Origin of the sequence: uncultured Desulfovibrio sp. (genome assembly GCF_949282365.1) — a bacterium.
Taxonomy (GTDB): Bacteria; Desulfobacterota; Desulfovibrionia; order Desulfovibrionales; family Desulfovibrionaceae; genus Desulfovibrio.
In genome coordinates this window covers 1-22,594 of sequence record NZ_CASDOY010000016.1, presented here as the reverse complement: position 1 = coordinate 22,594, position 22,594 = coordinate 1, and the positions used below count along the sequence as shown (strand labels likewise).

29 protein-coding genes are annotated in these 22,594 nt (G+C 63.4%); all 29 read right to left on the bottom strand.

The genetic code is table 11. The annotated features are described in order from the left end of the window. Positions 1 to 118: 118 nt before the first annotated feature. Complete coding sequence (locus Q1X76_RS05240) at positions 119 to 457, bottom strand: phage tail assembly protein (protein ID WP_300718493.1); 339 nt, start codon at positions 455 to 457, stop codon at positions 119 to 121. A gap of 10 nt (positions 458 to 467) precedes the next feature. Beyond that, on the bottom strand, positions 468 to 998 hold the full coding sequence (locus Q1X76_RS05235; protein WP_300718492.1) for a phage major tail tube protein: 531 nt from the start codon (positions 996 to 998) through the stop codon (positions 468 to 470). 11 nt (positions 999 to 1,009) lie between these two features. Then, the gene (locus Q1X76_RS05230) at positions 1,010 to 2,497 is read right to left on the bottom strand and encodes a phage tail sheath protein (RefSeq protein WP_300718491.1); all 1,488 of its coding nucleotides are present in this window, start codon (positions 2,495 to 2,497) and stop codon (positions 1,010 to 1,012) included. 12 nt (positions 2,498 to 2,509) lie between these two features. After that, positions 2,510 to 2,773, bottom strand: a complete 264-nt coding sequence (locus Q1X76_RS05225) for a hypothetical protein (protein WP_300718490.1) — start codon at positions 2,771 to 2,773, stop codon at positions 2,510 to 2,512. Then, a complete protein-coding gene (locus Q1X76_RS05220) occupies positions 2,770 to 3,261 on the bottom strand; it encodes a hypothetical protein (protein ID WP_300718489.1) in 492 nt (163 codons plus the stop codon). Before Q1X76_RS05220 ends, Q1X76_RS05225 begins: the two co-directional genes overlap by 4 nt. 2 nt (positions 3,262 to 3,263) lie before the next feature. Then, complete coding sequence (locus Q1X76_RS05215; protein ID WP_300718488.1) at positions 3,264 to 3,953, bottom strand: hypothetical protein; 690 nt, start codon at positions 3,951 to 3,953, stop codon at positions 3,264 to 3,266. Between the two features lie 2 nt (positions 3,954 to 3,955). Beyond that, a complete protein-coding gene (locus Q1X76_RS05210; protein WP_300718487.1) occupies positions 3,956 to 4,273 on the bottom strand; it encodes a nitrate reductase in 318 nt (105 codons plus the stop codon). A gap of 4 nt (positions 4,274 to 4,277) precedes the next feature. Next, positions 4,278 to 4,550 (bottom strand): hypothetical protein, encoded by a 273-nt coding sequence (locus Q1X76_RS05205; RefSeq protein ID WP_300718486.1) that lies wholly within the window; start codon positions 4,548 to 4,550, stop codon positions 4,278 to 4,280. Beyond that, positions 4,547 to 4,675, bottom strand: coding sequence for a hypothetical protein (locus Q1X76_RS05200; RefSeq protein ID WP_300718485.1), 129 nt, complete (start codon positions 4,673 to 4,675; stop codon positions 4,547 to 4,549). Before Q1X76_RS05200 ends, Q1X76_RS05205 begins: the two co-directional genes overlap by 4 nt. 185 nt (positions 4,676 to 4,860) lie before the next feature. Further along, complete coding sequence (locus tag Q1X76_RS05195) at positions 4,861 to 5,172, bottom strand: hypothetical protein (protein WP_300718484.1); 312 nt, start codon at positions 5,170 to 5,172, stop codon at positions 4,861 to 4,863. Between the two features lie 9 nt (positions 5,173 to 5,181). Beyond that, positions 5,182 to 5,790, bottom strand: a complete 609-nt coding sequence (locus Q1X76_RS05190) for a putative peptidoglycan-binding domain-containing protein (RefSeq protein WP_300718483.1) — start codon at positions 5,788 to 5,790, stop codon at positions 5,182 to 5,184. Between the two features lies 1 nt (position 5,791). Then, on the bottom strand, positions 5,792 to 6,802 hold the full coding sequence (locus Q1X76_RS05185; RefSeq protein WP_300718482.1) for a major capsid protein: 1,011 nt from the start codon (positions 6,800 to 6,802) through the stop codon (positions 5,792 to 5,794). Then, on the bottom strand, positions 6,792 to 7,193 hold the full coding sequence (locus Q1X76_RS05180) for a head decoration protein (protein WP_300718481.1): 402 nt from the start codon (positions 7,191 to 7,193) through the stop codon (positions 6,792 to 6,794). The genes Q1X76_RS05185 and Q1X76_RS05180 overlap by 11 nt, the downstream gene beginning before the upstream one ends. A gap of 11 nt (positions 7,194 to 7,204) precedes the next feature. Further along, a complete protein-coding gene (locus tag Q1X76_RS05175; RefSeq protein WP_300718480.1) occupies positions 7,205 to 8,422 on the bottom strand; it encodes a S49 family peptidase in 1,218 nt (405 codons plus the stop codon). Continuing rightward, positions 8,409 to 9,959: a phage portal protein gene (locus tag Q1X76_RS05170; RefSeq protein ID WP_300718505.1), complete on the bottom strand. Its 1,551-nt coding sequence runs from the start codon at positions 9,957 to 9,959 to the stop codon at positions 8,409 to 8,411. Before Q1X76_RS05170 ends, Q1X76_RS05175 begins: the two co-directional genes overlap by 14 nt. A gap of 48 nt (positions 9,960 to 10,007) precedes the next feature. Further along, the gene (locus Q1X76_RS05165) at positions 10,008 to 10,229 is read right to left on the bottom strand and encodes a DUF6148 family protein (RefSeq protein WP_300718478.1); all 222 of its coding nucleotides are present in this window, start codon (positions 10,227 to 10,229) and stop codon (positions 10,008 to 10,010) included. 164 nt (positions 10,230 to 10,393) lie between these two features. Continuing rightward, entirely contained in the window at positions 10,394 to 10,603 is a 210-nt protein-coding gene (locus tag Q1X76_RS05160) for a helix-turn-helix domain-containing protein (protein ID WP_300718477.1), read from the bottom strand. A gap of 6 nt (positions 10,604 to 10,609) precedes the next feature. Then, positions 10,610 to 12,658, bottom strand: coding sequence for a terminase gpA endonuclease subunit (locus Q1X76_RS05155; RefSeq protein WP_300718476.1), 2,049 nt, complete (start codon positions 12,656 to 12,658; stop codon positions 10,610 to 10,612). Positions 12,659 to 12,668: 10 nt separating this feature from the next. Further along, on the bottom strand, positions 12,669 to 13,508 hold the full coding sequence (locus tag Q1X76_RS05150; RefSeq protein ID WP_300718475.1) for a hypothetical protein: 840 nt from the start codon (positions 13,506 to 13,508) through the stop codon (positions 12,669 to 12,671). Beyond that, positions 13,495 to 14,226: a hypothetical protein gene (locus Q1X76_RS05145; protein WP_300718474.1), complete on the bottom strand. Its 732-nt coding sequence runs from the start codon at positions 14,224 to 14,226 to the stop codon at positions 13,495 to 13,497. Before Q1X76_RS05145 ends, Q1X76_RS05150 begins: the two co-directional genes overlap by 14 nt. Positions 14,227 to 14,410: 184 nt before the next feature. Then, complete coding sequence (locus tag Q1X76_RS05140) at positions 14,411 to 14,773, bottom strand: DUF488 family protein (protein ID WP_300718473.1); 363 nt, start codon at positions 14,771 to 14,773, stop codon at positions 14,411 to 14,413. A gap of 9 nt (positions 14,774 to 14,782) precedes the next feature. Beyond that, positions 14,783 to 15,202 (bottom strand): iron receptor, encoded by a 420-nt coding sequence (locus tag Q1X76_RS05135; RefSeq protein ID WP_300718471.1) that lies wholly within the window; start codon positions 15,200 to 15,202, stop codon positions 14,783 to 14,785. 112 nt (positions 15,203 to 15,314) lie between these two features. Next, positions 15,315 to 15,569 (bottom strand): alanyl-tRNA synthetase, encoded by a 255-nt coding sequence (locus Q1X76_RS05130; protein WP_300718470.1) that lies wholly within the window; start codon positions 15,567 to 15,569, stop codon positions 15,315 to 15,317. 107 nt (positions 15,570 to 15,676) lie between these two features. Beyond that, on the bottom strand, positions 15,677 to 15,994 hold the full coding sequence (locus Q1X76_RS05125; RefSeq protein ID WP_300718469.1) for a hypothetical protein: 318 nt from the start codon (positions 15,992 to 15,994) through the stop codon (positions 15,677 to 15,679). Further along, on the bottom strand, positions 15,981 to 17,372 hold the full coding sequence (locus Q1X76_RS05120) for a hypothetical protein (protein WP_300718468.1): 1,392 nt from the start codon (positions 17,370 to 17,372) through the stop codon (positions 15,981 to 15,983). Before Q1X76_RS05120 ends, Q1X76_RS05125 begins: the two co-directional genes overlap by 14 nt. After that, entirely contained in the window at positions 17,372 to 17,602 is a 231-nt protein-coding gene (locus Q1X76_RS05115) for a hypothetical protein (RefSeq protein WP_300718467.1), read from the bottom strand. The genes Q1X76_RS05120 and Q1X76_RS05115 overlap by 1 nt, the downstream gene beginning before the upstream one ends. Beyond that, on the bottom strand, positions 17,595 to 18,377 hold the full coding sequence (locus tag Q1X76_RS05110) for a ParB N-terminal domain-containing protein (RefSeq protein WP_300718466.1): 783 nt from the start codon (positions 18,375 to 18,377) through the stop codon (positions 17,595 to 17,597). The genes Q1X76_RS05115 and Q1X76_RS05110 overlap by 8 nt, the downstream gene beginning before the upstream one ends. Then, positions 18,355 to 20,010 carry a primase-helicase zinc-binding domain-containing protein gene (locus Q1X76_RS05105; protein ID WP_300718464.1) on the bottom strand — a complete coding sequence of 552 codons (1,656 nt, stop codon included), beginning with the start codon at positions 20,008 to 20,010 and terminating at the stop codon, positions 18,355 to 18,357. The genes Q1X76_RS05110 and Q1X76_RS05105 overlap by 23 nt, the downstream gene beginning before the upstream one ends. A 228-nt stretch (positions 20,011 to 20,238) precedes the next feature. Beyond that, a complete protein-coding gene (locus Q1X76_RS05100; protein WP_300718463.1) occupies positions 20,239 to 21,864 on the bottom strand; it encodes a phage/plasmid primase, P4 family in 1,626 nt (541 codons plus the stop codon). Positions 21,865 to 22,594: the final 730 nt, after the last annotated feature.

The following is a 22,594-nucleotide window of genomic DNA, read 5'->3' as shown; positions in this document are numbered from 1 at the left end:
TCGACGGCAGCGGCCGCATCAAGATAGCTTGTGAATACCTCCAGGCTCATGGCCCGGATCTCGGAGCGGGGCCACTGGGCGACCTTGCCCAGGGCCACCATGCCCTGCCTCAGTTCCGCTAGGCCTGCTCCGGCGTCCCAGCCGCCTCCGGCATAGGGTTTTCCTCATCGGAATCCACAGCGTTCACGCGGTTCGCCACATTGAACGCGGCCCGCAGCTTGAGATAATCGCCGCTGCTCAGGCCCCGCAGGGCGTCATAGGGAACCCGTGCGATGCGGGCCAGCAGGGTCATCTCCGCCGTCAGCGGATTGGTGGCCTTGCCCATGCCCACGGCATCTTGCATGGCGTCTTCTTCGTCCCCGATGGTGGACGGACGCACGGTCAGCTCCCACACGTCCTTGCCGCCCACCTGCAGGGGAGCGGACAGTTTCACGGTCTGCATACGATTTTCACTCATGGCGTCCTCCTTAGACGTTCAGGCCCATCTGGGCACGCACCGTGGCCAGCAGATCAGTGCCGTTCACACGATGGATAAAATTGAGCTTGTCGATGAGCAGCTTTTCCTCGCCATCCAGAAGCACTTCCAGACGGGTCACTTCCAGCTCCTGCTCATTGCCCTGTTTCTTGCCGGGCTCAAGGCTGCCCAGGGGGAAGCTCTTGGCACGGCCCACCACGTTGACGCGCAAGGGGACAGAGGTGCGCATGGACGTGGCCGGATCGCTCATCTGCATCGAGGCGTAGCACTCGAACAGGTTGGACTGCGTCCAGTCCAGCATGTTGAACACTTCGGGATACACGGAAATGAACGACAGTTTCAGCGTCATGGATTCCGTCATGCCCAGGGTCGGACTGTCGATCTCGCCAGCGATGCCGGCACCGGACAGGCTTTCCGTCATGTAGGACAGCTCCGGCAGGTCGATGGTGGCCACGCCGATCTGATCGACCCCGTTGTGGTAGATGCGGAAAGCGATGGTTTGTTCAGGGAGATACTTGCCCACGGTAGGCCTCCTTAACCGAACAACGCATTGAGGTTGTCAGGGTCGAATTCATACACCGTCTCGATGTCACGGGCGGGCACGGGCGGCGTGATGCGCAGGTGAAAGCGCATGATGCCGTCGATGAGGTCAGTCTGGGGGTTCTCGCTTTCGTCGAACGTCATGCTGCCGCCCAGGATGATCTCGCGGGCGGTGTAGCCGTCCAGCTTGATCTGCTCGGACTTCAAGAAGGTCTGCACCAGGCGGCGGGTCAGCGGCTCATCCACCTTGGCGAAATAGGTCAGGATGAACTGGGCCTGATGCCAGTTGAAGAAGCGGCGAACGCTGTCCCAGGCGTCCTTGGGGTCGGTATTGCTGGGGTAGCAGGCCATGCGGCCGCCCCAGGTCTTCATGCCGCCGTCAAAATTGCTGACCGTGTAGATGCCCTGCCCGCCCAGGTAGTTGGCCTTGGTCAGGTCGAGCCACAGCTCGTGCCACTGGCCGTCAGCGCCCACATAGCCGCTGGAGGTGATGTCCAGCCGTTTGTTGCTGGGGCTGGCGTAGGGGATGCCGTCGTGATCGCCGTCCGTGGACGCCATAACCCCGGCCAGATGCGTGGCAAGGCCGTACACGTCATCGCCCAGCTTGACCTTGGGCCAGCAGACGACCATCAGGCCGTCGGTGAGGTTGTTCTGCTCCTTGTAGCCGGGCACGTCGCTGTATTTGGTCACGGCAGCATCGCCGCTGCTGGGGATGTCCACCAGGCAAATGGCGCGGAACAGGCCGTTGATGCCATCGCACTTGGCCGCCATGACCACGGCCACCGCCGGGTCCTCGCAGAACTGCGGCGCCACCACGATGGACGGCACGAGCCGGAAGCGCGGGAACACCTCGTCGATGAGCTCCAGACCGGTGCCCTGACCGCTGGCCGGATCGATGCCGCCGATCACGTCTTCCGGCGTGACCTTGCTCACGTCGGCGTAGATGTAGCCGGCTGTGACCGTGCCGCCTTCGGGGATGCTGCCCCCGGCCAGACGGGTCAGCAGGCCGGTGACGACATCCACGCTGTAGTCGGTGCCTGCCGCATAGGTGGTCTCGCCCAGCTCATCCTTCAGCTCCACGGCGCTGACGCCGCTGTGGGCCAGCCGGGCGGTGTCCTTGTCCAGGGACGACGCGCCGAAGGTCAGGCTCTCGTCCGCGACCTCGGTCTTGTGCTTTTCCGGGTCGAAAACATTGACGCAGACCACGGGCGCGCCGCGGTAGATGGCGAAATGGCTGTAGATCAGCTCCTGCAGGCTGTAGTCGCCGAAATGGCCGGCATCCCAGCCCATCGCCTGCACGAACTCGTCGTAGCTGTAAAAGAGCTGCGGCACGTTGACGGGGCGGGCCTTATCCTCGGCCAGCGTATGCACGGCCGCCGTGCCCACGGCGAAGACGACCGCGCTGTCCACGGTGCGGGCGGGCAGGATGCTGGTGGCCTGCTCGGAGGTGTAGATGCCGTGACGGTATCCGGTGGTTGCCATTGTGTCCTCCTCCTACTTCTTCCGGGCCTTGGCCGACGCGCTCTTGATGGCGGCATAGGCATTGTGCAAGGCCGTGCCCTGCATGGTCAGCAACATGCGGGACGTGGCCAGTTCCGCCACGGGAACGAACAGGGTGCGCAGCTCTTTGTGCTGCTCGAACAGGGCCGAGAGCTGCGGGAACGTCATTTCAGGGTCGCCGCGAAAGATCGCGCGCGTCACCAGCGGCAGCCCGAAAGGCCGGCTGGGGCCCAGATAGATGCACTGCGTAGGGTTCATGGTCTCTCCATTTTTGTCAGTTCTTCCAGGCCGCGCGACGGCCAGACGTAGTTCCAAACGGTCTCGATGGTGGCCAGGTGGTATTCGTTCCAGCGCGTGCGCGGCGTGGGGATCTCGGCCTTGACCGGCTCTTCCAGCTCGAATCGACCCGCGAGGACGCGCCCCTTCCAGAGAGGGCGGCGCAGGCAGTCCAGCAATTCGGCCAGCAGGATGCCCGCCTGCTCCTGCGTCCTGGGTGCGTGAATACCCAGCGCCAGCCCCACGGTCTCGCGCAGGCGCGTGACCTGGGGCGTATCGCTTTCCACCGAGCCGCTGATCCAGCGCACAATGACGAAGGGATAGCAGGCGTCGCCCTGCTCCTGCGGCAGTCCGTGCAGGAACACCCGGACGTCGTTCCAGCTGCCGTCAGGGGCCGGGAAGGGATAGTCGGCCAGTGCCTCACGGACAGCCGCGCAGACCTCTTTCAACAGCAGACGCGTGGTCGCCATGCCTAGCCCCTCGTCAGACTGGCCAGCAGGGCCTCGACTTCACGGCGCAGATGTTGGGTAAAGACCCCGGCCGCATGGTCGATGATGCGCTGCTGCGTTTTTTCCGGCATGAGTGCCTGGATGGGAGACGGCCCCCAGAGCATCGTCACGCTGTTCTTCCAGAGGTTTTTCGGTTCTTCCCGGGCTGATCCCCGCACGCTGCCCCAGCCCGTACCGGTCACATGGGCGAACAGGCCGTAGTCGCCCTGCCTGCGCCGCATGACGAAGGGGGCATCGAAGCCGTCCAGTTCCTTGGCATAACGCCTGCCTTTCTGATGTACTTTTGTTGTCACCCCGCCGCGCGGACGCCTGCCGGGGATGGCCGGCAGCGGCTCGAAGTGGTACAGGTGCAGGCCCCAGGAACCGGTGAACTCCAGCTCGCCTTCCTGGCCATCGTTATCGCTGTGGTAGCCGATGCTCATGTTCTCAAAGAGCTTTTTGGGAGTAGCCGTGTACGTTTTTTGGGCAACGTACCGTGCATCCTGTTTGGCGACATCCACAGCCTTCTCCAATGCCCGCCGCAGCGCGTGCGACTTGTGTACCCCCTCCATGCCGGTCAGGGCATTCATGGCCCGCTTCACGGCCTGATCCAGCCCGGGGGTGCGGATGGAGATGAATTTGTCCTCCTCTTCCACCCAGTTTCTCATCACCATGGTCATGTCCTCTCTCGGTAGAGCCTGATGGTGCGCATGGTCTCCCCGGAGGAGGATTCCAGCACGAACCAGCGCTGTCCCCGGAAGGTCGTCTCGCGGTGCGGGCGCAGTTCGTCCGGCACATCGGCGGCAGCGACATAGATGGTCACGCCCTCATAGCTGACGGCGGGACGGTCGTTTCCCTCGCTGGGGGTGAGCTCCAGCGGCTCATAGACGCACGGGACGCCCTCATGCCCGGCCAGTTCCACCTGCTCGCCGAACTCCGAGGGGTCGAAGAACACCGCGCGCAGATCTTCTTCAAGCTGCTCCTTGAAGCCCATGCCGCTACCTCTCGCAGGAGCAATCCCGCTTGGCTTCCATGACCGCCTCCAGACGCGCCAGACGCTGGGCGTGATTCGCCGCGATGGCATCCAGCTCATCCAGGCGCTTGTGCGCCCGGTACATGGCGGCCTTGGACGCGTAGACCTCAGACAGCCGCTTGATGCTTTCGTCCAGCTCCTTGTGCTGGGCCTTGTGGCTCTTCCACCACTCATGGCCCAGAAAAAGGCTGGCGCCGAACAGCAGCGTATTGGCTCCCAGCAGTATCTCGGTGGTCATCGGTTGTCCTCCACCCACTCGATCCAGAGCAGCAGCTCCCCGGCCTCGGAGGCGGGCAGATGCAGCCACTGACCATTCATCCGGGTCAGGCCGTCTTCGCCCGCACACCACCACTCATCCGTCACTACGGCTCCCGGCGTCATCGGTGCCGGGGGAAGCGCGTTTGTCGCTGCCCCCGAACTTGCGCACCCACTCACCACCAGGGTCAGCACGCACAGCATCCGTGCGAGACCGCGCGCTCTCCCGGCGGAAAAAGGCCAGCACCGCCACCACCAGCCGCAGGAGCGCCTGGGCCCAGACCGGCATGGCATCACAGCCTGTTGCGGGCCGCCGCGTCGTCCGCGTTCTGCGCCTTGCCCGCGTTGAAGCCCAGGGCGTTCACCACGGTGTAGAGGGAGCGCACCAGCACGTTGGCGTCATCGGCAGGACGGGGCCAGACGGCCGAGATGGCCGCACAGAGGGTCACGACGAAGGTGATCCACTGCCCCCAGCTTTCCGGCAGCCAGCTGATGATGGTGGCCACCATGTCGGCGCCGGGCACGGTTTCGGCTTCAGCTGCCAGCGCGAGGCAGGGAAAGAGGCAGCAGAGGCAGAACAGCAGGTTCAGGAAATGTTTTTTCATGGTTCCCTCCTAATCGGGGCAATGGGTACGTTTCATCCAGCCATCCGTGAACTTGCGCTGGCTGGGGTTGCGGGCCGCAAGCTCGATGTAGTGCGCGCCCTGCATGCAGTTGAGGGCATGGACAAGGGCTTTTTCATCCGTGCGCCTGGCCAGCAGGGCCGCCAGGGCATCCAGCGTGCGGGGGCCGATGACACCGTCAACGTTGAGGTCGGCGAACAGGGAGTTCCCGGCCTTCGCGCGATTGAAGGCATTGCAGACCAGCTGGACTTTCTTGCCGGCGCCGCCCTTGCCCAGGTTCACGGACTGCTCGAAGATCTCGTTGGCAAGACCCTGCGGCAGGGCTGCGAGCCCAAGACGATCCCACCACTCGCTGCGATACCAGCTGGACACTAGATCGGCGAGGCCGGGCACCGTGGCCAGGTGGCGCGTGAACGCGCTGGCCCCGGAGGCGAACGAGCTGTGGGCTTTTTCGCCGTCGATGAGCTTCCAGCCGGGCCAGTCCGGCCAGTAGCGGCGGGCGATGCCCGCATAGGTCTCGCCGCCGCTGTCACCCTGGACGTTGCACCAACCACCTTCAAAGCCGGCCAGCGGTGCGTAGGCAGTTGCGAAATCGGACATCTTAGGCCGCCTTGAAGGTCAGTTCCACGAGGGCTTCGGGGAACATGCAGATGGTGAGCGGGTTGCTCTGGACTTCCACGTCGTAGCCGCGACCGCGCTCCTTGGCGTCCATGCGGGCGTAGAACTGGAGGCCACGGGTATTGACCGTCTCGATCCAGTCCGCGGGGGCGTGGTACATCTTCCAGATGCCGGGGCCGGTGGGATACAGGTGGCCCTTGTCGTCATCCACCAGCTTGCGGCCGCCCACCACGTCCGAGGCCTCGATCCAGAGGATGCCGCCATACGGAAAACCGCGACGGCGGTAATCGTTGTCGCCAAAGCTGTTCTGGTTGGCGGCCCAGAGGTTGTAGGCATCGCGCACCAGGGCGTGGCTGGTCAGCATGTCATAGGCATTGGAGCCGATGACCGCGCTGATGCCCGTGTAGGGATTGCCGCCCATGGCCGCCTCGATCTTGCGCTTGGCCGCCATGATGCCGCTCAGGATGGGGTTTTTGTCCGCTTGCACAGCGGCGGGGAAGCTCAGATCCTGCTTTTTCTGGGTTACGCCGAAGGTCTGGAAAATGTCGTGCAGCACGGTGCTGCCGTCAGCGTCCAGCACGATGCCCTTGATGGCGCCCAGACGGTGGAACTCCAGCGTCATGTCCAGATTGCGCTTGATGGCGGTGAGCTTGTCGTTGACAATACGCTCTGCCGTCACCAGCTCCGTGGAGCCGAAGGCCCGCACGTCCTGCAGGTCTTCCGGCGACACCGTGTCCGCCTGGGACAGATGCGTGCAGCTCAGGACCTTGGTCTGGCGCTTTTCCGTCTGACCGGTCACATACTCGGGCTGGGAGCCACGCGGGGAATCCGCGATCAGGATGATGCGGCCGCGTTTGTAATCGAACGTCATATGCGTGGTCGTGAGCCCGGATGTCTCGAACATGCTGCCGAAACGCAGGGGCATCAGCGGCAGCTTGTTGACGGCCTCGGTCATCTCGACCACGGAAAACGTATCCGGCCAGTTAAGATTCATCGTCTTCCACCTCCTCGATGGTGCGGATGGCAAAGCCCAGGTCATGCAGGGCCTGCACGGCTTCGTCCTTCTTGGCCACGCTGCTGTCGAAGCGCAGCTTGTTCCTGTTGATGATGGCGTAGCCGCGCAGCACGTTCACTTCCTGGGGGGCGTCGGCATTGGCTGCGGTCTGGATCAGCACGGCCTTGGCATCGCCCAGGGTGCCGTCGGCCTCCTTGAGGGCGGAATAATTGCCGTCCGCATCGCGGGTCAGCACCGTGCCGAAGGCCAGATCACCGGACGAGGCGGCCAGCATGACCTTCTCGCGGCTGTAACGGGGGTCAATCTCGTGAATGACGAGCTCGGAAAAACGGGGGCCGAACTCATAACTGTGGGCGATCACTTTGCTCATGCCTTTCTCCTTTACATGGCGGCCTCGGCGCGACGCCGCTCGGCATCAGCCACCAGTTTGCTCTTGCCTTCGCTGGAGAGCGCTCCTGGAGCGGCAGGCAGCGTCTGCGCCCCCTGCTCCTGCAGGGCGTTGAGGATGGCGGCCTTGCTGTTCTGCGGCTCCGCAGGGGCCTGCTGTGCGGCAGGGGCCTGCGGCATGAGCTTGCCGAGACCGGCCAGCTGCTGTGCGGACAGGCCCAGCGCTTTCGCCTGGGCCACGAACGTGCGCACGGCTTCGGCCTTTTCCTTGCCGCAGACAGTTTCCATGGCGTTCAGGGCATACTCCACGCCATCGTCACTGGCCGAATCCCGGCCTTCTTCAAGCAGTGCTTGAAGCAATTCAGGGGCCTCGGCGGCCAGACGGTCGCGCGTCATGGCCTGCGCGGGGGTATCAGGGCTGTTATCGGGCATCGTTACCTCCAAAAGCCGGTTGATGGCCTGGTCCTCGTCCTGCACGATGGCGGTCACGAGGCCAAGCTGCTGCGCGGGCTGGGCGAACAGGATCTGCGCCTCCGTCCACGCGGGGTCCTGGCTGATGCCCATGTGTTGGGCCACGTCAGCCTTGAAAACAGTATGCAGGGCGTCCACGCGCTCCTGGAAATAGGCCGTCTGCTCCGGGGTCAGCTTCTCCACGGGGTTGCCCGCCGTTTTCCATTTGCCGCTGGCGATGTAGCTGATGGAGACCCCCATCTTGTCCAGATAGCCGCTGATGTTGACCAGCTCGGAGATGACGCCCACGCTGCCCACCTGGGCAGTGGCCGGGGCGTAGACACGGCCTGTGGCCGAGGCCAGCCAGTAGGCGGCGGAAGCGGCCAGCCCGTCGGCATAGGCGGCCACGGGCTTGTCGTCGATACGGGCGATGTAGTCCGCCAGCTCCTTGACCCCGGCGGCCACGCCGCCCGGAGAGTTGAAGGAGAGCAGGATGCCCCGGACGCGCTCATCCTGCCGGGCTTCCTCCAGCGCCTGCCTGATCTCCAGCTGCCCCGTTTCCGACATCCGGCCGCGCTTGCGGGGGATGACGCCGGTGACGGAAATCACGGCCACACCGCGCCGCAGGCTGAACGGTTGGGGCGCGGGCCTGACCGGTACGGGAGCGGGCTGTCCCCCACCTGCCGTGCGGGCGCGGATGTCGTACAGCACCTGCTCGGCGAATTGGGGGGCCAGGGCCCACAGGCCATCAGGCGTCATCATCGGTCGTCTCCTTGGCGTTCGTGTCCTGGCCGTCGGTGCGGCGTCCGGGCGTGGAGGCCGCTGCCTGCGAGGTCGTGCCCGCCACGGGCAGGGCCTGCCGCACATTTTGCAGCAGGGGGGCCTCCATCAGGAGCTTCGCCATGCCCTCCTCAAAGTCACCGCCGCGCTGTGCCCAGGCTTCGCTGTAGGTCATGAGGCGGTTCTCCAGTGCCAGCACCGTGGCCGAGACCTCCTTGACCGGGTCGATAAAGCCGCGGGCGGGGCCGATCCAGTCCGCATTGCACCAGAGGGCGCGGGCGTCATAAAAATCCGGGGCTCCGTCCGGCAGCGTGATGAGGCCGCGCAGCCAGGCTTCCTCCATGACCATCTCGTAGATGGGCTGGCAGTAGGAGCGCGCCAGCCACTGCCGGTAATAGCTGTAGACCTTCCACGCCTCGTTGAGCGCGGCCCGCATGGAGCTGTAATTGGTCTGGCTGTAATCCTTGGTCAGGCTCTCGTAGGGGATGCCCTGGGCCGCCGCCATCGCCCGCTGCACGATCTGCACGAAGGCCGAGAAATTGGCCGAAGGACGTTTGGATTCCAGCACATAGGGCTTCTGGTTCACATCGCCGTACCAGACCTGGCCTTCCTCGATGGTCTGGAAGTAGGAGGGGCCTGCTCCTTCTTTTTCTTCCGGCCCCTGATGCTCCTGCACATAGCCGGGGAGTTCCCCCTGCTCCGTCGCGATGAAGACCGGGAACTGCGCCGCCACCACCTGGGCGAACAGCTCGAAATTGATGGTATCCGAGAGGTTGCGGAACAGGGCGATGCTCTTGGCGAAGGTGGAGCATCCGCGCTCCTGTTCGTCCGTCTCCATGCGGTAAAGATGGAAAACCTGCTGCCGGTGGCCCAGCCGGGCGCGCACAAAGCGGAAATCCGTGGACAGCAGCTCGCCTTCGTACATCCAGGTGTCCAGGATGGACGGCGGCGGGCAGGCGATATAGTAGCCCTCCGGCCTGCCGTAGGTCGTATAGCGGATGCCGTCGCGCACGTTGGGGTCCGTGGTCATGTCCGCCGGGGTCTGGAGACGCTCCGGGGCGATGGTCTGGAGGGCCAGGGAAAAGTGGCGCATCTGGCTGGAACGCTCCTTTTCCGGGAGCATGACGGCCAGATGCAGCAGCTCGCCCTTGCAGAGGATGGAGCGCAGGCCCAAGGCCTGAAGGTCGAAAAAATGGCTCAGGCCGCGCACATCGGCCTCGCGCATCCAGCGGTCGAAGGCCCATTCCATATCTTCGCCCACGGCGCGGGCCTGCTCCGGCGTGATGCCCAGGCGGGCCGCCGGGATGCTGGACTTGGGCAGCAGGCCCGTGCCCACCGCGTTGCTGGTGATGGTGTCCACCGTGGCATTGGCCGACCAGTCGTTGGCCATAAGGTCGGCAGCACGGCGCTGGATGACCTCCCGCTCGCGGGAAGCCCCCTCACGGCTCTGGATCTGTGGCCCGCGCCAGTGTGACAGGGGGCCCCGAAAGGCCCCCGCATCACGGGAGGCGGACGGCATACGCCGGGAGGTAGGGAGAGGTCTGCCCTGGGCATCGTACAGCATGGCTCACCTCACCACGCGCGCACTGACGCGCACAGGCCCGCGTCCACGGGAAAGTGCGGCCAGCTCCGAGCCGATCCAGTCGATCTGGTCGCGTATCTCAGCGAGATCGTAGCGGGTCAGGGTACGGCTGCCGATGGTGTACGACTTGCCTGTGGAGGCCGCCTTGTAGGCGGCCTTCCAGTCGGCAAGCAACGAGAGGAGTTCTTCACGGGTCCAGACATGCATGGCATTGCTATTATCACGGCTTTTTTAGCGTGTCTGGGAATACTGGGAACACTGGGAATACTGAGACAAAAAAAGAGGCAAAATACAAAAAAAATGCGAACAGCCCGCCCACAACAGTTGAAATTGATGTGGACGGGCTCCAAAAATCGTCTGCGGCCCAAAAATCAGTTGTCTCCCCCCGCTTTGTCAGATTTCGTTCCGGCTACAAGACAATGCTCCAAAACGAAATGCTGACATTCCGTGCGGGAGTACCAGCGGCCACGGCTGCCCACACCGAAAGCCCGCAGCTGCCCGTTGGCCACCAGCCGGTAGAGCGTGCTTTTGCTGCACCCCAGAACCTCGCAGGCCTCACGCCAGTTCAGCCTTTCCTTCATCGCCAGTTACCTCCCGAACCTGCCGGCCAGTCGTGAGCCGCGCAGCTTCTCCACCTGCCGCACCGGTACGGAGCGGGTCTCTCTTTTTTCCTCCGGGCGCTTGAGCTGCCGCACGTTGAGGATATGCGCCAGCGCCTGGATCATGGTCTCGCAGTCCCAGAAGTGGTTGGGCCTGTGGTGCGGGTTGATCCAGGCCATTTTTTCGTCGTCCCAGACCTCGGCGCACATCTCGCGGGCGTATTGCTCCAGGATGCCGCCCTCCCCGCTGTGCAGGTGGAAGGCTCCGGGGTCGTCCGGAGCGATGCCCAGCTTGTGGCTCAGGTCGGACTTGTAGAACGTCGTGTCGCAGCGCCAGAGCATGAGGCCGCCGGGGATCTTGACCTTGTTGCCGCGCACGTCCGGGAAATATTCCTGCGGCGCGGGCGTATAGGGCTGGGTCATGCTGCGCACGCCCTGCCACGGGAACACGCGCCCCCGGTGCCTGATGGCCCAGGCATAGACCTCCTTGGTGCGGCCGCCCATGGCGTCGATCATGCAGGCCCGCACGCTGTACTCCCGGCCCTGCGGGTCACGGTAGACGGAGCCCCACAGCAGGTCGTTGAGCGCCGAGAAGGTGGGGGCCGTGCCCGCCTGCACCAGCCACGATTCTTCTTCCTCGCCGTAGCCGATGGCGCGGATCACATAGCGGAAGTAGCCCTTCTCCGCACTGCCGCCCTGGGTATCCACCCCGGCCAGCAGGACGCAGACACGATCCCTGCCGTCCACCGGGCCGGGCACCGCGCCGCGCGGCCTGTCGTCGCACAGGGCGAGGATGGCGTCCTCGGAACGATCCACATGTTCCTCCTTCCACGGCTCGGCCTTGTACTGGTTCTGGAGGTTCTTGAGGTCGTCCAGCTTGCCGCTCTCCTTGTACTTGAGGGCCGCAGCGGCCACTTCGGACAAGCTGACGAAGTAAGACAGCCACGCCGGGATATGGAAGCCCAGCTTGGTGGGCCGGTGGGCGGCCAGATGGGCCGACAGCTCAAGACCGCTGGTCCGCTCGCGCCATTCCCCCCGGCGCACGGCCCGGTCGCGGTCGCCGTCATCCCAGACAGTCCCGCAATGCTCGCAGGGGTAGGTGGCCAGCCGTCGGGCCAGCACGTCCTCGGCGGTCGGCTCCCGATCCGTGTCCTTGTCCGGCCAGCTGATGCGGTCGAAGGCCATGAGCTGATAGAGGCCGCAGTGCGGGCAGCGCACCCAGAAATCGAAACGCGCCCCGGCCTCGCGGGTGAAAGCTACCCAGATGGGGCCGTCCTCCGTGGTCGGGGTGGAGATCTTGAGGATATGGCAGCGCCCGCGCCGCCGCCATGTGGTTGTGCGCTTCTCGGCCAGCGATTCCGACGAGGCCTCGTTCTTGGGGTTCTTGTACTTGTCCAGCTCGTCCAGGATCAGGGTGCGGATGGGCTTGTTGCCCAGACGTGACACCGAGCCAGACCAGCCCAGATAGATGGGCATGTGCGCCAGATTGATCCGCAGGCTGGAGGCATCGTCCCCGTAGCCGGTCATGTACTCGCGCAGGCGCGGCGAGGTCTCGATCATGGGGATGATGCGGTCCTTGGCATTCTCGCGGGCCGTGATCTCGTCCGGGAACACATACATCACCGGCCCGGGGCTGCGGTCGATGCACCAGCCCACCAGATTGTGGCCGGATTCCGAGCCGCCCGTCTGCGGGCTCTTGCAGATGATGACCGTCTCCACACCCGGCGTCCCGGCGGCGTCCATGATGCCCACGAGATACGGCGTAAAAATATTCTTCCACCGGCCCGGGATGCTGGACATCTCCACCACGCGATGGCGCTCCGCCCACTGGCTGACAGGGATGGCCCGGCGACGGCGCAGGACCTTCTTTTCCCCCTTGGCAAAACGGATGCTGATCCTGCCGCCGTGCTGCCGCAGATAGTCGGCGGCAGCACGGGCCACGGCGGGAGGGAGCCAGTGCGGCAGGGCCGTCGTCAAACGTACCCGTCGCACCGGCTCCGGCTTCGGCAGAGGCATCAGCTCAAGCTGGCCTTTCATCACACCCCCGTCACTGGGCCAGAGCGATGATGCCCGGCTTGCCGCCGGACAGGGAAAGCAGCTCGCCGGCGGTGCGTCCATCGGACAGACGTTCGCCCAGGGCGATGCCCTTCACCGTCAGGCCCACGAGGCCCGTCTCCGTGCGCAGGATCTCGCGGGCCTCGGCCTTGGTCTGGGCGCAGACCCAGAACCGCTCCCCGGAAAGATACAGGCGCATCTCCGGGGCAGGCCTGGACGGCCAGATGGCGGCATGGAGCCTGTCATAGAGGGGCTGCACCTCATCCACATGGGGATAATCCTCAGTTCCGTCGGGGTCACAGTAGTCGTAGATACCGTCCATCTGGCGCTCGATAGCGGCCCAGAGACGCGGCGCCCGAATCTCCGGGGGACATTTTGCCCAGAAGGGGCCAAGCCGGAAACGCAGATCGCTGACGAGCGAGCTGAACACCGCCGCCACATGCGTGATGTCTATAGGCTGACGAGAGGGCCACAGGCTGAAAAGCAGGCGCGTTATCGGCCCGGTCGAAACATCAAATGCGGTATTGCTGTAGCCGAAGAAGCGCCGCAGATCCCTGTAGAGCGGCTCCATGCAGGCATCCAGCGACATGGCGCGGGCCCGCAGACGACGCTCGGGACTGTTTTTCAGCCCTGTCATGAGGAACCAGACACAGATACTCGTCCTGAGCTGGGCATCCATGATCTCCTTGCGCAGCCCTCCGGGGGCGTTATGGTAGCGACACAGGAACGTCTTCTGGCAGGCACGGGCCATAGAGCCATGCCGGTAGAACGTCTTGCAGTACGGGCAGCGGGCCCCGCCCCCCCGGCGTGTCCCCTTTTTACTCTTGCTCATTCGTCACCTCCTCGGAAGCCTGCTCCAGACCTTCAAGCACGACTTCAAACTCCATCTCCCGGCTGTATTCATTGAGCGCGTCATCACAGATGCGCTCCAGGGCCTCCACCAGCGCGACGGCCTTTTTGGGATTGCCGTCCACCAGCGCCACCAGATCGAGGTTCCGGGCTTCAAAGGCCGTCTTGAGCCCAGAAGAGAGCGTCACCGCCCGGGCGGCCAGCTCCGCGTAGACCTGATCCCGGAGGATATACCGGCCTTTCTTGACCTGCAGGTCAAACTCCTCCCGTTCGGCCGCTGCCTCTGCCTTGCGGATGTCCGCCTCTTCCTTGCGCCGTTGCCTGTCCGCCGCCTTGCGGACGAGGGCATCCGGCGTCCCGGCCATAGGCAGGCTGGCCATGTAGCGCTGCACGTCGCGCAGGCGGAACGTACCATCGGGCTGCTTGCGCAAGCGGCCCTCGCTGATGTCCTTGTACAGTTTCGATTTGCTGAGTTTGCGGCCATTCTCGGCCACATGATCCAGCACTGTTTGCCAATTTTTGAGGGTCTTGGTTGCCTCCATCGCACTCTCCAGCATCCTGGAGGCACGATCCAGTGCGGCGAGGTTCGCCTGTGAAGGATCATCGAGCGCGGCCCGCTTGGCGTTCTCCTTGGCGGTCAGCAGGACCTGGATGTCCGTGCTGGCGCTTCTGGCGAGCAATTCCTCCACATCGTTCGGCATACTGTCTCCACATGCCCGCGTCCGTACCGGATCGTGGGGCTTCATTCCCGTCCGTGATGAGCCACGGCTGCCTCCGTTTGATTTTTACAAACGGAGGGGATAGGCTTCCGGTGGTTCTTGGTCGGGGCCCTATCCCCTCCAAGCCAGGGGATGACAGGTGGCCGCCTGTCATCCCCACCTTTTTTTAGAGCAGGCTCCCCTGCTCCAGCGCCGATTCCTGCCATTCCGGCACGTCCAGCCCCAGCATCTCCTTGAGGTAGCCGGCCAGGATGCGACGATGGCACTGCGAGGCGTCGGCCTCGAAGCAGCACAGGATGGGCTCCGGGGTCAGGGCAAGGACGCTGCCCAGATAGCGCTCGAGGCTTTCCGGCGTGGGGAAGCGGCTTTCAAGGTTCTTGCGGTACGCCGCCCGCCAGTTGACGGCCCTGGGATCTTCCGGGGCGAACAGACGGGCACGCGGGCCAGTCCAGTAGCGCGGCGGCCATTTGGCGATGCAGACCTTGCGCTCGCGCGGGGCCTTGCTCGCAAAATAGGATGTACAGATCATCGTCCTCTCCTAGAACGGGACTTCGTCCACCTCGACCATCGGGGGGACTGGGCTTTCCTGCGGGGCAGCGGCCGCTGCCCCGCCTTCCAGCGCTTCGGCCAGAAACTGTTCATAATAGCGATCTTCCACCGGACCTCTGGGCTTGTAGGCCAGCAGGTAATCCAGCAGGTCGCTGATGCTCTCGAAGCCGAACTTCTCGGCCACCAGATCCACCGTATCGACCAGAGGGCTGCGGGAGAGCAGGTTGGGCATCTTGAGGTTGATCTCCTGCACGATCTCCTTGCCCCCCTGCCGGGTCAGCTCCGGCGTGATGCGGATGCGGTTCCACCAGATGTCGTCGTACTTCTGGTATTCCAGCAGCATCATCTCGTGCGCCATTTCCCGGCAGGCTTTCTTGATGGCGCGGATGCCCTTTTTGGCAGTCTTCATGGCAGGCTCCTTGACTTTTGCCAGCGGGCCTGCCAACCTGTCTGTTGTGCATGATGGTGGCTGAGAAGGCTCCGCTACTATCGGGGGCGGCAAGTGGCATTGCCGCCCTTTTTTATTTCGCGATACCGGGCAGCAGGAACTGCCCTGCCTTTTGCTTCCCTTCCGGCAGAGGCATGCCGGGGAGCAGGAAACGGTTGCCGATCCCCTTGTGCCAGACGGCGCGGGGACGGCTCTCCTGCCAGACAAGGCGCAGGGCTATGGCAAAATACAGCACGGCACTCCCCCCGAAGCGGCCGGCCCCCAGTCTGGCCAGGGCCCAGGCTTCGCGCATCAGGCGGGCAAGGAACGCACGGCGGGATGTCTTCATGGCGGTCTCCAGTGTGTTTTGGTAAGTATTTCGCATACTTAAACAATACCATAATGGCACCCCGGCGCAAGTGAAAAGCCTGCAAAAACAGCTAGTTGTAGTTTTTTTTATTTACCCCTGAATGCTTTGATGGAAGCCTCGACTATCTTTAGCGCAGGTCCACCATATCCACGAGAGACCACATAGCTTTTGGCATCAGATACATGGAAACTCGGAGCTTCATATCTCCATTCAGGATGCCCCTTCAATCTCAGCTCGGAATCGAAGCAGTCTTTAGCCTTCTCGACATCCAAATCAGATTCACCCATAAATTCTGACACTGTTATCTCGTCACGAATTTCCTTCCTCAGTTTTCGTATCTGATATTCAAGCTCAAAAACTTTGAAAATTTTGCAGAGTATAGAGTAATATCTATTGCCTTCCATCCTTTTCCTCCTTTGATTTCTGGGGATGGAATTTTTTCCACCAGAGGGCATAGGCCTCATCGAGGCTCCACAGGCCCAGCTCCCCGTAGTAATTGAGCCGGAAGCCCTCGCCCTTCTCCCCTTCCAGACGCTTGTGCAGTTTGTAGACGCCCCGGTATTTCATGCTCACCGGATGCATGGAGAAGGCCGTGGTCACGGCATAGCGCACGTCATCCTGGAAAGTGGCGTCGATGAGCTGCTTGACCTCATGCGACTGGCACATCATCAGTACCAGCTTGGCCAGCCGCGTCTCCACGCTGGGCACGGCCAGATCCGAGCGCTGATAAATCTGGTGACCGGGCTCCGGCAGCGCCCACTGGTGTTTGGTCAGGTTGAAATCCAGCTTGCCGATGATCCTGCCGTCCAGGCAAAGGCCGATGGACAGGGCCACGTCCGCGAGGAAGTAGTCCACCCGGACGGACATGAACAGCTCGTTCATGCGCACGGTCTGCTTCTTGTCCAGCAGCACGAGACCGGGCTTTTCCGTGCCGGTCAGGGCGCGGTCGCCGGGAAAGATCGGGCCCGGGGAGCGCGATGGCAGATAGCCGCGGGTCACGATGCGGCGACGGCTGTGGCCTGCATAGGCGTAGGTGATGCTCTTGCGCCCCTTGTGGACCACCGCCACGGGCTCGCCCAGGATCTTCTCGATCTCCGGCAGGGGGCGCTCCATGATGATCATCCACTCGCGGAAGGACGTGATCTGCTCATAGATGGGCACGTCCTTGAAGCTGATCTCTTCATACTCCGGGGCAGGCCAGGAGGCCGAGGCCGCCAGCATCCGCTCCTGGTTGATGTAGTCGCGGCTGCCGAAGGTGGGCGGCGCGATGAAGACCGCATGGTCGGGGCCATGATCCCGCAGGAAGGCCACGGCATCCTGCGGGACGTAGCCGAAGCCCTCCCCCTGCGTGAGGTGGGCGCGGTAGGCCTCCAGCTTGGCCAGGGTCTTGTCCATGAGCGCGGGCCAGTTCCGGCGCCAGTTGGCCAGCACCCGCCGGTGCCAGACGTTCTGGGCCTTCCAGACCTGCCGCAGGTCGAGCATGATGGCTACCGACGCCGCCAGACGGGCGGGATCGCTGCAATCCAGAAGGCCGCGCAGATGCTCCGGGCAGTCCGTGCGCTCGACCACGGGCAGCCTTTCCCCGGCGAGGTAGGCGCCAAGGGCCGACGTGTAGAGCGTGATGTCACAGCCGGTTATCCGCCCCATGTAGCCGCCGGATCGCAGGGCCGCGCCCACCGTGAAATTGCCCGCACAGGGCAGCAGCACGGGGACGCTGACCTCATCCGCATAGGCGGCCAGTACCCGGCGCAGAGGCCCGGCGATGGAACCGAGGAAGCTCATTATTCCCACCTCACGGCTTTTCTGGCGGCCTCCCGCCATGAGGCCACGGCTTCTTCCCGCGTCGGGAACTGGCGGTAGCCGAAATCGTCTGCGCAGGGAGCGCCGACATATTTGCCGTTGGGCTTCTGGTAGACCAGCTTGTCCGCCAGCCAGTCCGCCTCCCTGCCCAAGAAGCAGAGTTCCGCTGCTGACGTCCGGGGACGCGTGGCCGCTTTGCGTGCGCTATCCATGACGCGCCTCCTTCCCCTCCTGGTCGGCAGCGGCAAGGGCCTGCCGCTCAAGGTAGTCCGCGCCGATCTCCAGCAGGCGCAGCATGGCCAACGAGCTGTCGCGGATCTTCTCCGCGTCCTTCACGTCCGCGAGCAGCCTGGTGAAGGCCTCGTACTGCGTCCCGGAAAAGACATGCACGGCGGACGATTTTTGGGCCGCACCGGCCAGCATATCCAGGATCTCCGACAGCTGTTCCTTTTCCCCATCCGTGAACATGAACGTGACCATGTGCGCCGGGACCTGCGGCGTGGCGAAATTGACCAGCTCCACCTCGCCCAGCTCCTTCGTGATCTCGCTGTCCAGACCGCTGTAGAGCTTGTCCTCAATGGTCTCTATCTGCGACCAGAGGTTGGCCAGGATGCTCTGGTCATCCTCCCCCACCAGCGCGTTGTGCGAGAGCTGGATGGCGATGCGGCGGCTCTTGTCCAGGGTCTCCGTGATGACCAGCACGAGAATCACGGGGATCTTGGCCTCGATGCTGGCCTTGACCCGGTGATTGCCGGACAGCACCTCCAGCCGGCCGTCCTCATGCCGGTAGCACAGAGGCACACTGGACAGGCGCTTGTCCGATGCGATGTTGTCCCGCAGCTGCCGGAAGGTCTCGCGCTTGAAAAAACGGGCGTTGTCCTTGAGCAGGCACAGCCTGGCAGGCTCCACCGCCTGCAGCAGCATCCCCTCCCCGAACATCTCCCGGCTGATGGCAGCCAGTTCTTCATTCCGTTGCGTCAGATCCATTCGTGATCCCCCAGAGGTCGAAAAGGTTTTCGGACGTGACTTCCTCAGCCCAGTGGTCATGCAGCCACTGCATGATCTCCGGCGAGGACGCCACGTTGCCCTCGAAATCGTCACACACGCCCGGTTGGGCCGACCGGAAAGCACCATCCCACAGCCACTTGCGCCGGTAACGGGCATAGACTACCGGGAGCCGCCGCCACTGGAGCCAGCAGCGGCATACAGCGGCGGGCACCAATTCGAGTTCCATCCCCGGAGGCAGGGCAGCCCGGAGCTGGCGCAGGACAGCCGCGGAAAACATGCCCGCATCGGCCCAGATGAAATCCGTGAAGCCCTCGACGCATCCACCCCTGGTACGCTGCGATGGGCCTGTTCCTTCAGGCTCAGGGCAAGATTCCGGGGCCACCCCGCCCCCCACATTCATCTTGCCAACGACAGAAGTGTCCACCTGCCCATCATCCTCATCATGCTGTTCAGGGCCGCCATCCTGTGCTATGCTGCTCCCGTGGGGCTCCATGCTCTCAGGCAGGGCGATGCTGTCGGGCAGGCAGGAAGCGACCCACTCCCGGATGTCCACCCCAAGGCGGAAGGCATCGCCGGGGTCTTTGCCTTCCGGCGTCGGCCAGCGAAGGCTGGCCGGGTAATGCCGCTCCCAGAACTCCACCCCGTCAGCTCCGGGGCCGTCGTAATCCAGAGCTATCCCGATCCTGACGGCCTGCCGCAGACGCTCATGGGCACGGGCATCGGGCTTGCCCCGGTTGGTGCGGACGGCCAGCGCCCCCACCACGCCGCCTGTGGCGTAGTGGATCAGGATGGCGTCCAGCTCCGCCTCGGTCACGAAGTAGGCCGCCAGCGGGGCCGGGCGCGAGCTGGAGAGCAGCAGCGGAGCCTTGCAGGAGCCTTCCAGCTCAAGGTACTTGGGCGAACGCTCGCGCAGGTCCTGCCTGTGCCGCCGGATGCGCAGGTTCAGCACCCGTCCGTCGGCCCCCAGCGTCGGGATCACGATGCCGCGCGGGATGAAGATGCGGGTATGCTCCCTGCCATCATCCCCCCTGCGCGGGGGCAGCCCCAGGGCCGCACGAGCCCGGAACCGCCCCGGAAAGCGCCCGCTCTCCGCCCGGAGGTAGCCGATCCGGTACGCCCGGACGGCCTCCTCGCTGATGCCCCGCTTGGCCAGCCATGCCAGCGCGGTCGGCTCCTCCCAGATCACCGCCTCGGCTTCGGCCAGCAGCTTTTCGGCATAGACGCACCACGGCTCGGAAGGCTCAGGCCACTGCTGGGGCTCCCAGCGGGCACTTTCCCGGCGTGGTTCTGCCGGGGCCCGGCGCCGCCGGAAGGAAGAACGCCTGCCCTCGATCCCTAGCTCCGCCAGCGCCGTCTTGAAATCCATGCCCTCCACCTTGGTCAGATAGGCGATGGTATCTCCGCTGGCACCACACTGACGGCACGACCAGATTCCCTTGAGCCCGTTCTGGGCACAGACTTCGCCCAGATTCTCGGCCCTGTCCGGCCAAATCATGAAGCGGTCGGACTTCCCCGGTTCACCGCCGCACAGAGGGCAGGGGCCGTTCCATGCGCCGCCCTGCCGCTTCACAGCCTCGCCAAAGCGGCTCCTGTAGAGGTCAAGCAAAGTCATCTGTCCGCACCTGTCCGCTGTTTCATTTCATTAACTACCTACTTTATTATGCTTTTTTCCTATCTGGACAGATGGACAGATACAGGGGACATGTTATGCGCAAGTGTGCGCCCATGCGGGATGCGTGTGGAAATGGGTATATGTCCTGTCCATCTGTCCGACCTCGTTTTTTGGCAATAATCGTCAATAGTTACACCATTGCACCTGCGGACAGGTGCGGACAGGTCATCACTTGGCACGGTGACCCTCCAGCTCATTCCGGGCTTCGGCGGTCAGGTCGATGCCCAGACGCCATGAGCCGTTGGAGCGTTTGTAGGCGATGTCCTTCTTGCTCAGGGCCTCCGCGAACTTCTTGGCCGAGATGCTGAACCGGCGGTCGCGATAGCGGGCGTACCAGACGCAGAATGCCTCATGCAGATCCGTGGCGCTGACCTTCATGGTGTAGTTGTCTGGGTTGGCCTGATACGGCTCAGAGACGCACCACTCCGAGATGAACAGCCCAACGTCGTCCCAGCTGGCCCGCTGCTCCCGCGTCCATTCCCTCACCTTGTCCGGGATCTTGAGGCCGTCCCGCAGGTACTCCATGCTGCCGCGCACCATGCGGGCCAGCACCCCCTTGGCCTCGGCCCCTATCTTCTCGTTCAGGTCTTTGTCCGCAGGGCGTTCATAGGGCTGCTCCGGCCGCTCCACGAAGGAGAGCGGCCACTTGATGAGGATGGCTCGCGACCAGAAGGCCGCGTCGTCAGCCTTGGCCTTGGGCAGCTCGTTGGTGGTCATGATGGGCAGGTGGGTCTGGAGCCATGTGGTCTGGAGCTTGTCCTGGAGGCCGCGCGCCGTGATGTAACCACCGCCGGTCAGCTTCTTGAGCTTGGCCAAGGCAAAGCGCTGCCCCTCCTCCGCTTCGTTAATCCACGCCACGCACATGCCGCGCAGGGCCAGCACGTCCGGGGACGGGGCCGAGGAGTTCCGCGTCTGCTGCATCTGGAGGAACATCTCCACGGGCACGTCGCCGGAGAGCGTCTGTCCCAGCACATGCGTCACCAGCTTGATGAGCGTGTCCTTGCCGTTGCGCCCGTGCTCGCCCCACATGATGGTAAAAATGTGGTCGCGGCGCTCCGTGATGAGGCCGTAGCCGAGGAGGCGCCAGATGAAGTCCACAAGCTCCTGATCCCCGTCCATGGACGACAGAAGAAAACGGTTGGTCTCCGGGCAGGGGTCTTCCTTCCGCAGCAGTTCCGGGTCGTACTCGGTCACGATGGCGTTGAGGATGTACTCGTCAGGCCTCCCCGGACGCAGCTCGCCGGTACGGAGGTCGATCACCCCGTTGGGGCAGGCCTTGACGTAGTGCTGCTGGTCGATCTGCTTGGGCAGCACCACCAGCGGGTCGCGGATGCGGCGCAGCATCTGGAGCAGCTTGTCCTGCCCCGGCGTGTCGCGGAGCTGGCTCACCCGACGGAAAACCGCCGAGGCCAGACCTTCGAGCTTCGACCGTATATCCCTGTCGGTCTCCTCATCCGCTTCGGCCTGCTTACTTTCAGCCAGCCGCAAGTACAGCTCACAGACGTCCTCGATGCGCTGGGCGGCCATGTCGAAATCATCCTCGATCCAATGGTGCCCGCCCCATATCAGGAAGCGATCCCAATACTTGACGTAGATCACCGTGCCGCGATGGAGGCGGCTGTACAGCTTGGCATCGCCCACGCGGTTCTCATTGAAGTAGGCCAGCAGGTCGTCGTTCGTGATCTCGATCTTGGAGACCTCCACGGGCTTCCTGCCCTTCTCGGCCCTCGCCGCAGCCTCTTGCTTGCGGCGCTCCTCGACCTTGGCCTTCATCTCTGCGTTTTTTCTCGCCATTTATGTAACCATTTGAATTTATGAGCGGAAAAAAGAAAAAACGGAAAGAGTTGGGGAAATGGCTATTCCATTTTTCCACACTTTCCGTTCCACAAATCGCGGACGAGGGCCGAAGTACACAGTCCCTTGCCCGAAAGGGAGGCCCAGAAGGACCCGCAGGCAGGGTGAAGACGCAGAGCGACGAAGGGCGCAGAAGGACATTTCTGGCCCGGCCGTTCATGCCGATGGGGGAACAGGGGGAAGGCACTCGCCCCTGCTGTCAGATGGGGGGATGGTTGGGCAGAGACGCCCAAGGGATGTTTACAAGATGCGTTTACAAATTGGTGTGCATAACGGCGCATTTCGCTGCTCCGGTACGCCCATGAAACGCAGGAAATTCAATGACGGCAAACGCTGCCGGTTGGCCTTTCACGCCGTCGACAGGGGTTCAAATCCGCTTGGGGACGCCAAATTTAGGTACAAAGAAGAATGCCAAAGTCCAAAAGACCTTGGCATTCTTTGTTTTTTCATTCCAGTATGGTTTCCCGAAGTCCAGCCTCGTCCGCTTGCATCCAATCATTTTATGGGTATATCCGTAGGTAGAAATGTGGTACGACATTTCCGATACCTACATGAATAACCGCGCGGAATTAAAATATTTTTATCCATGTGGGTATCTCTTCGTCCAACGACAGCCAGGGAGTGCCCATGCCTCTTACCGATACCCATATCCGCAGTCTGAAACCCGACC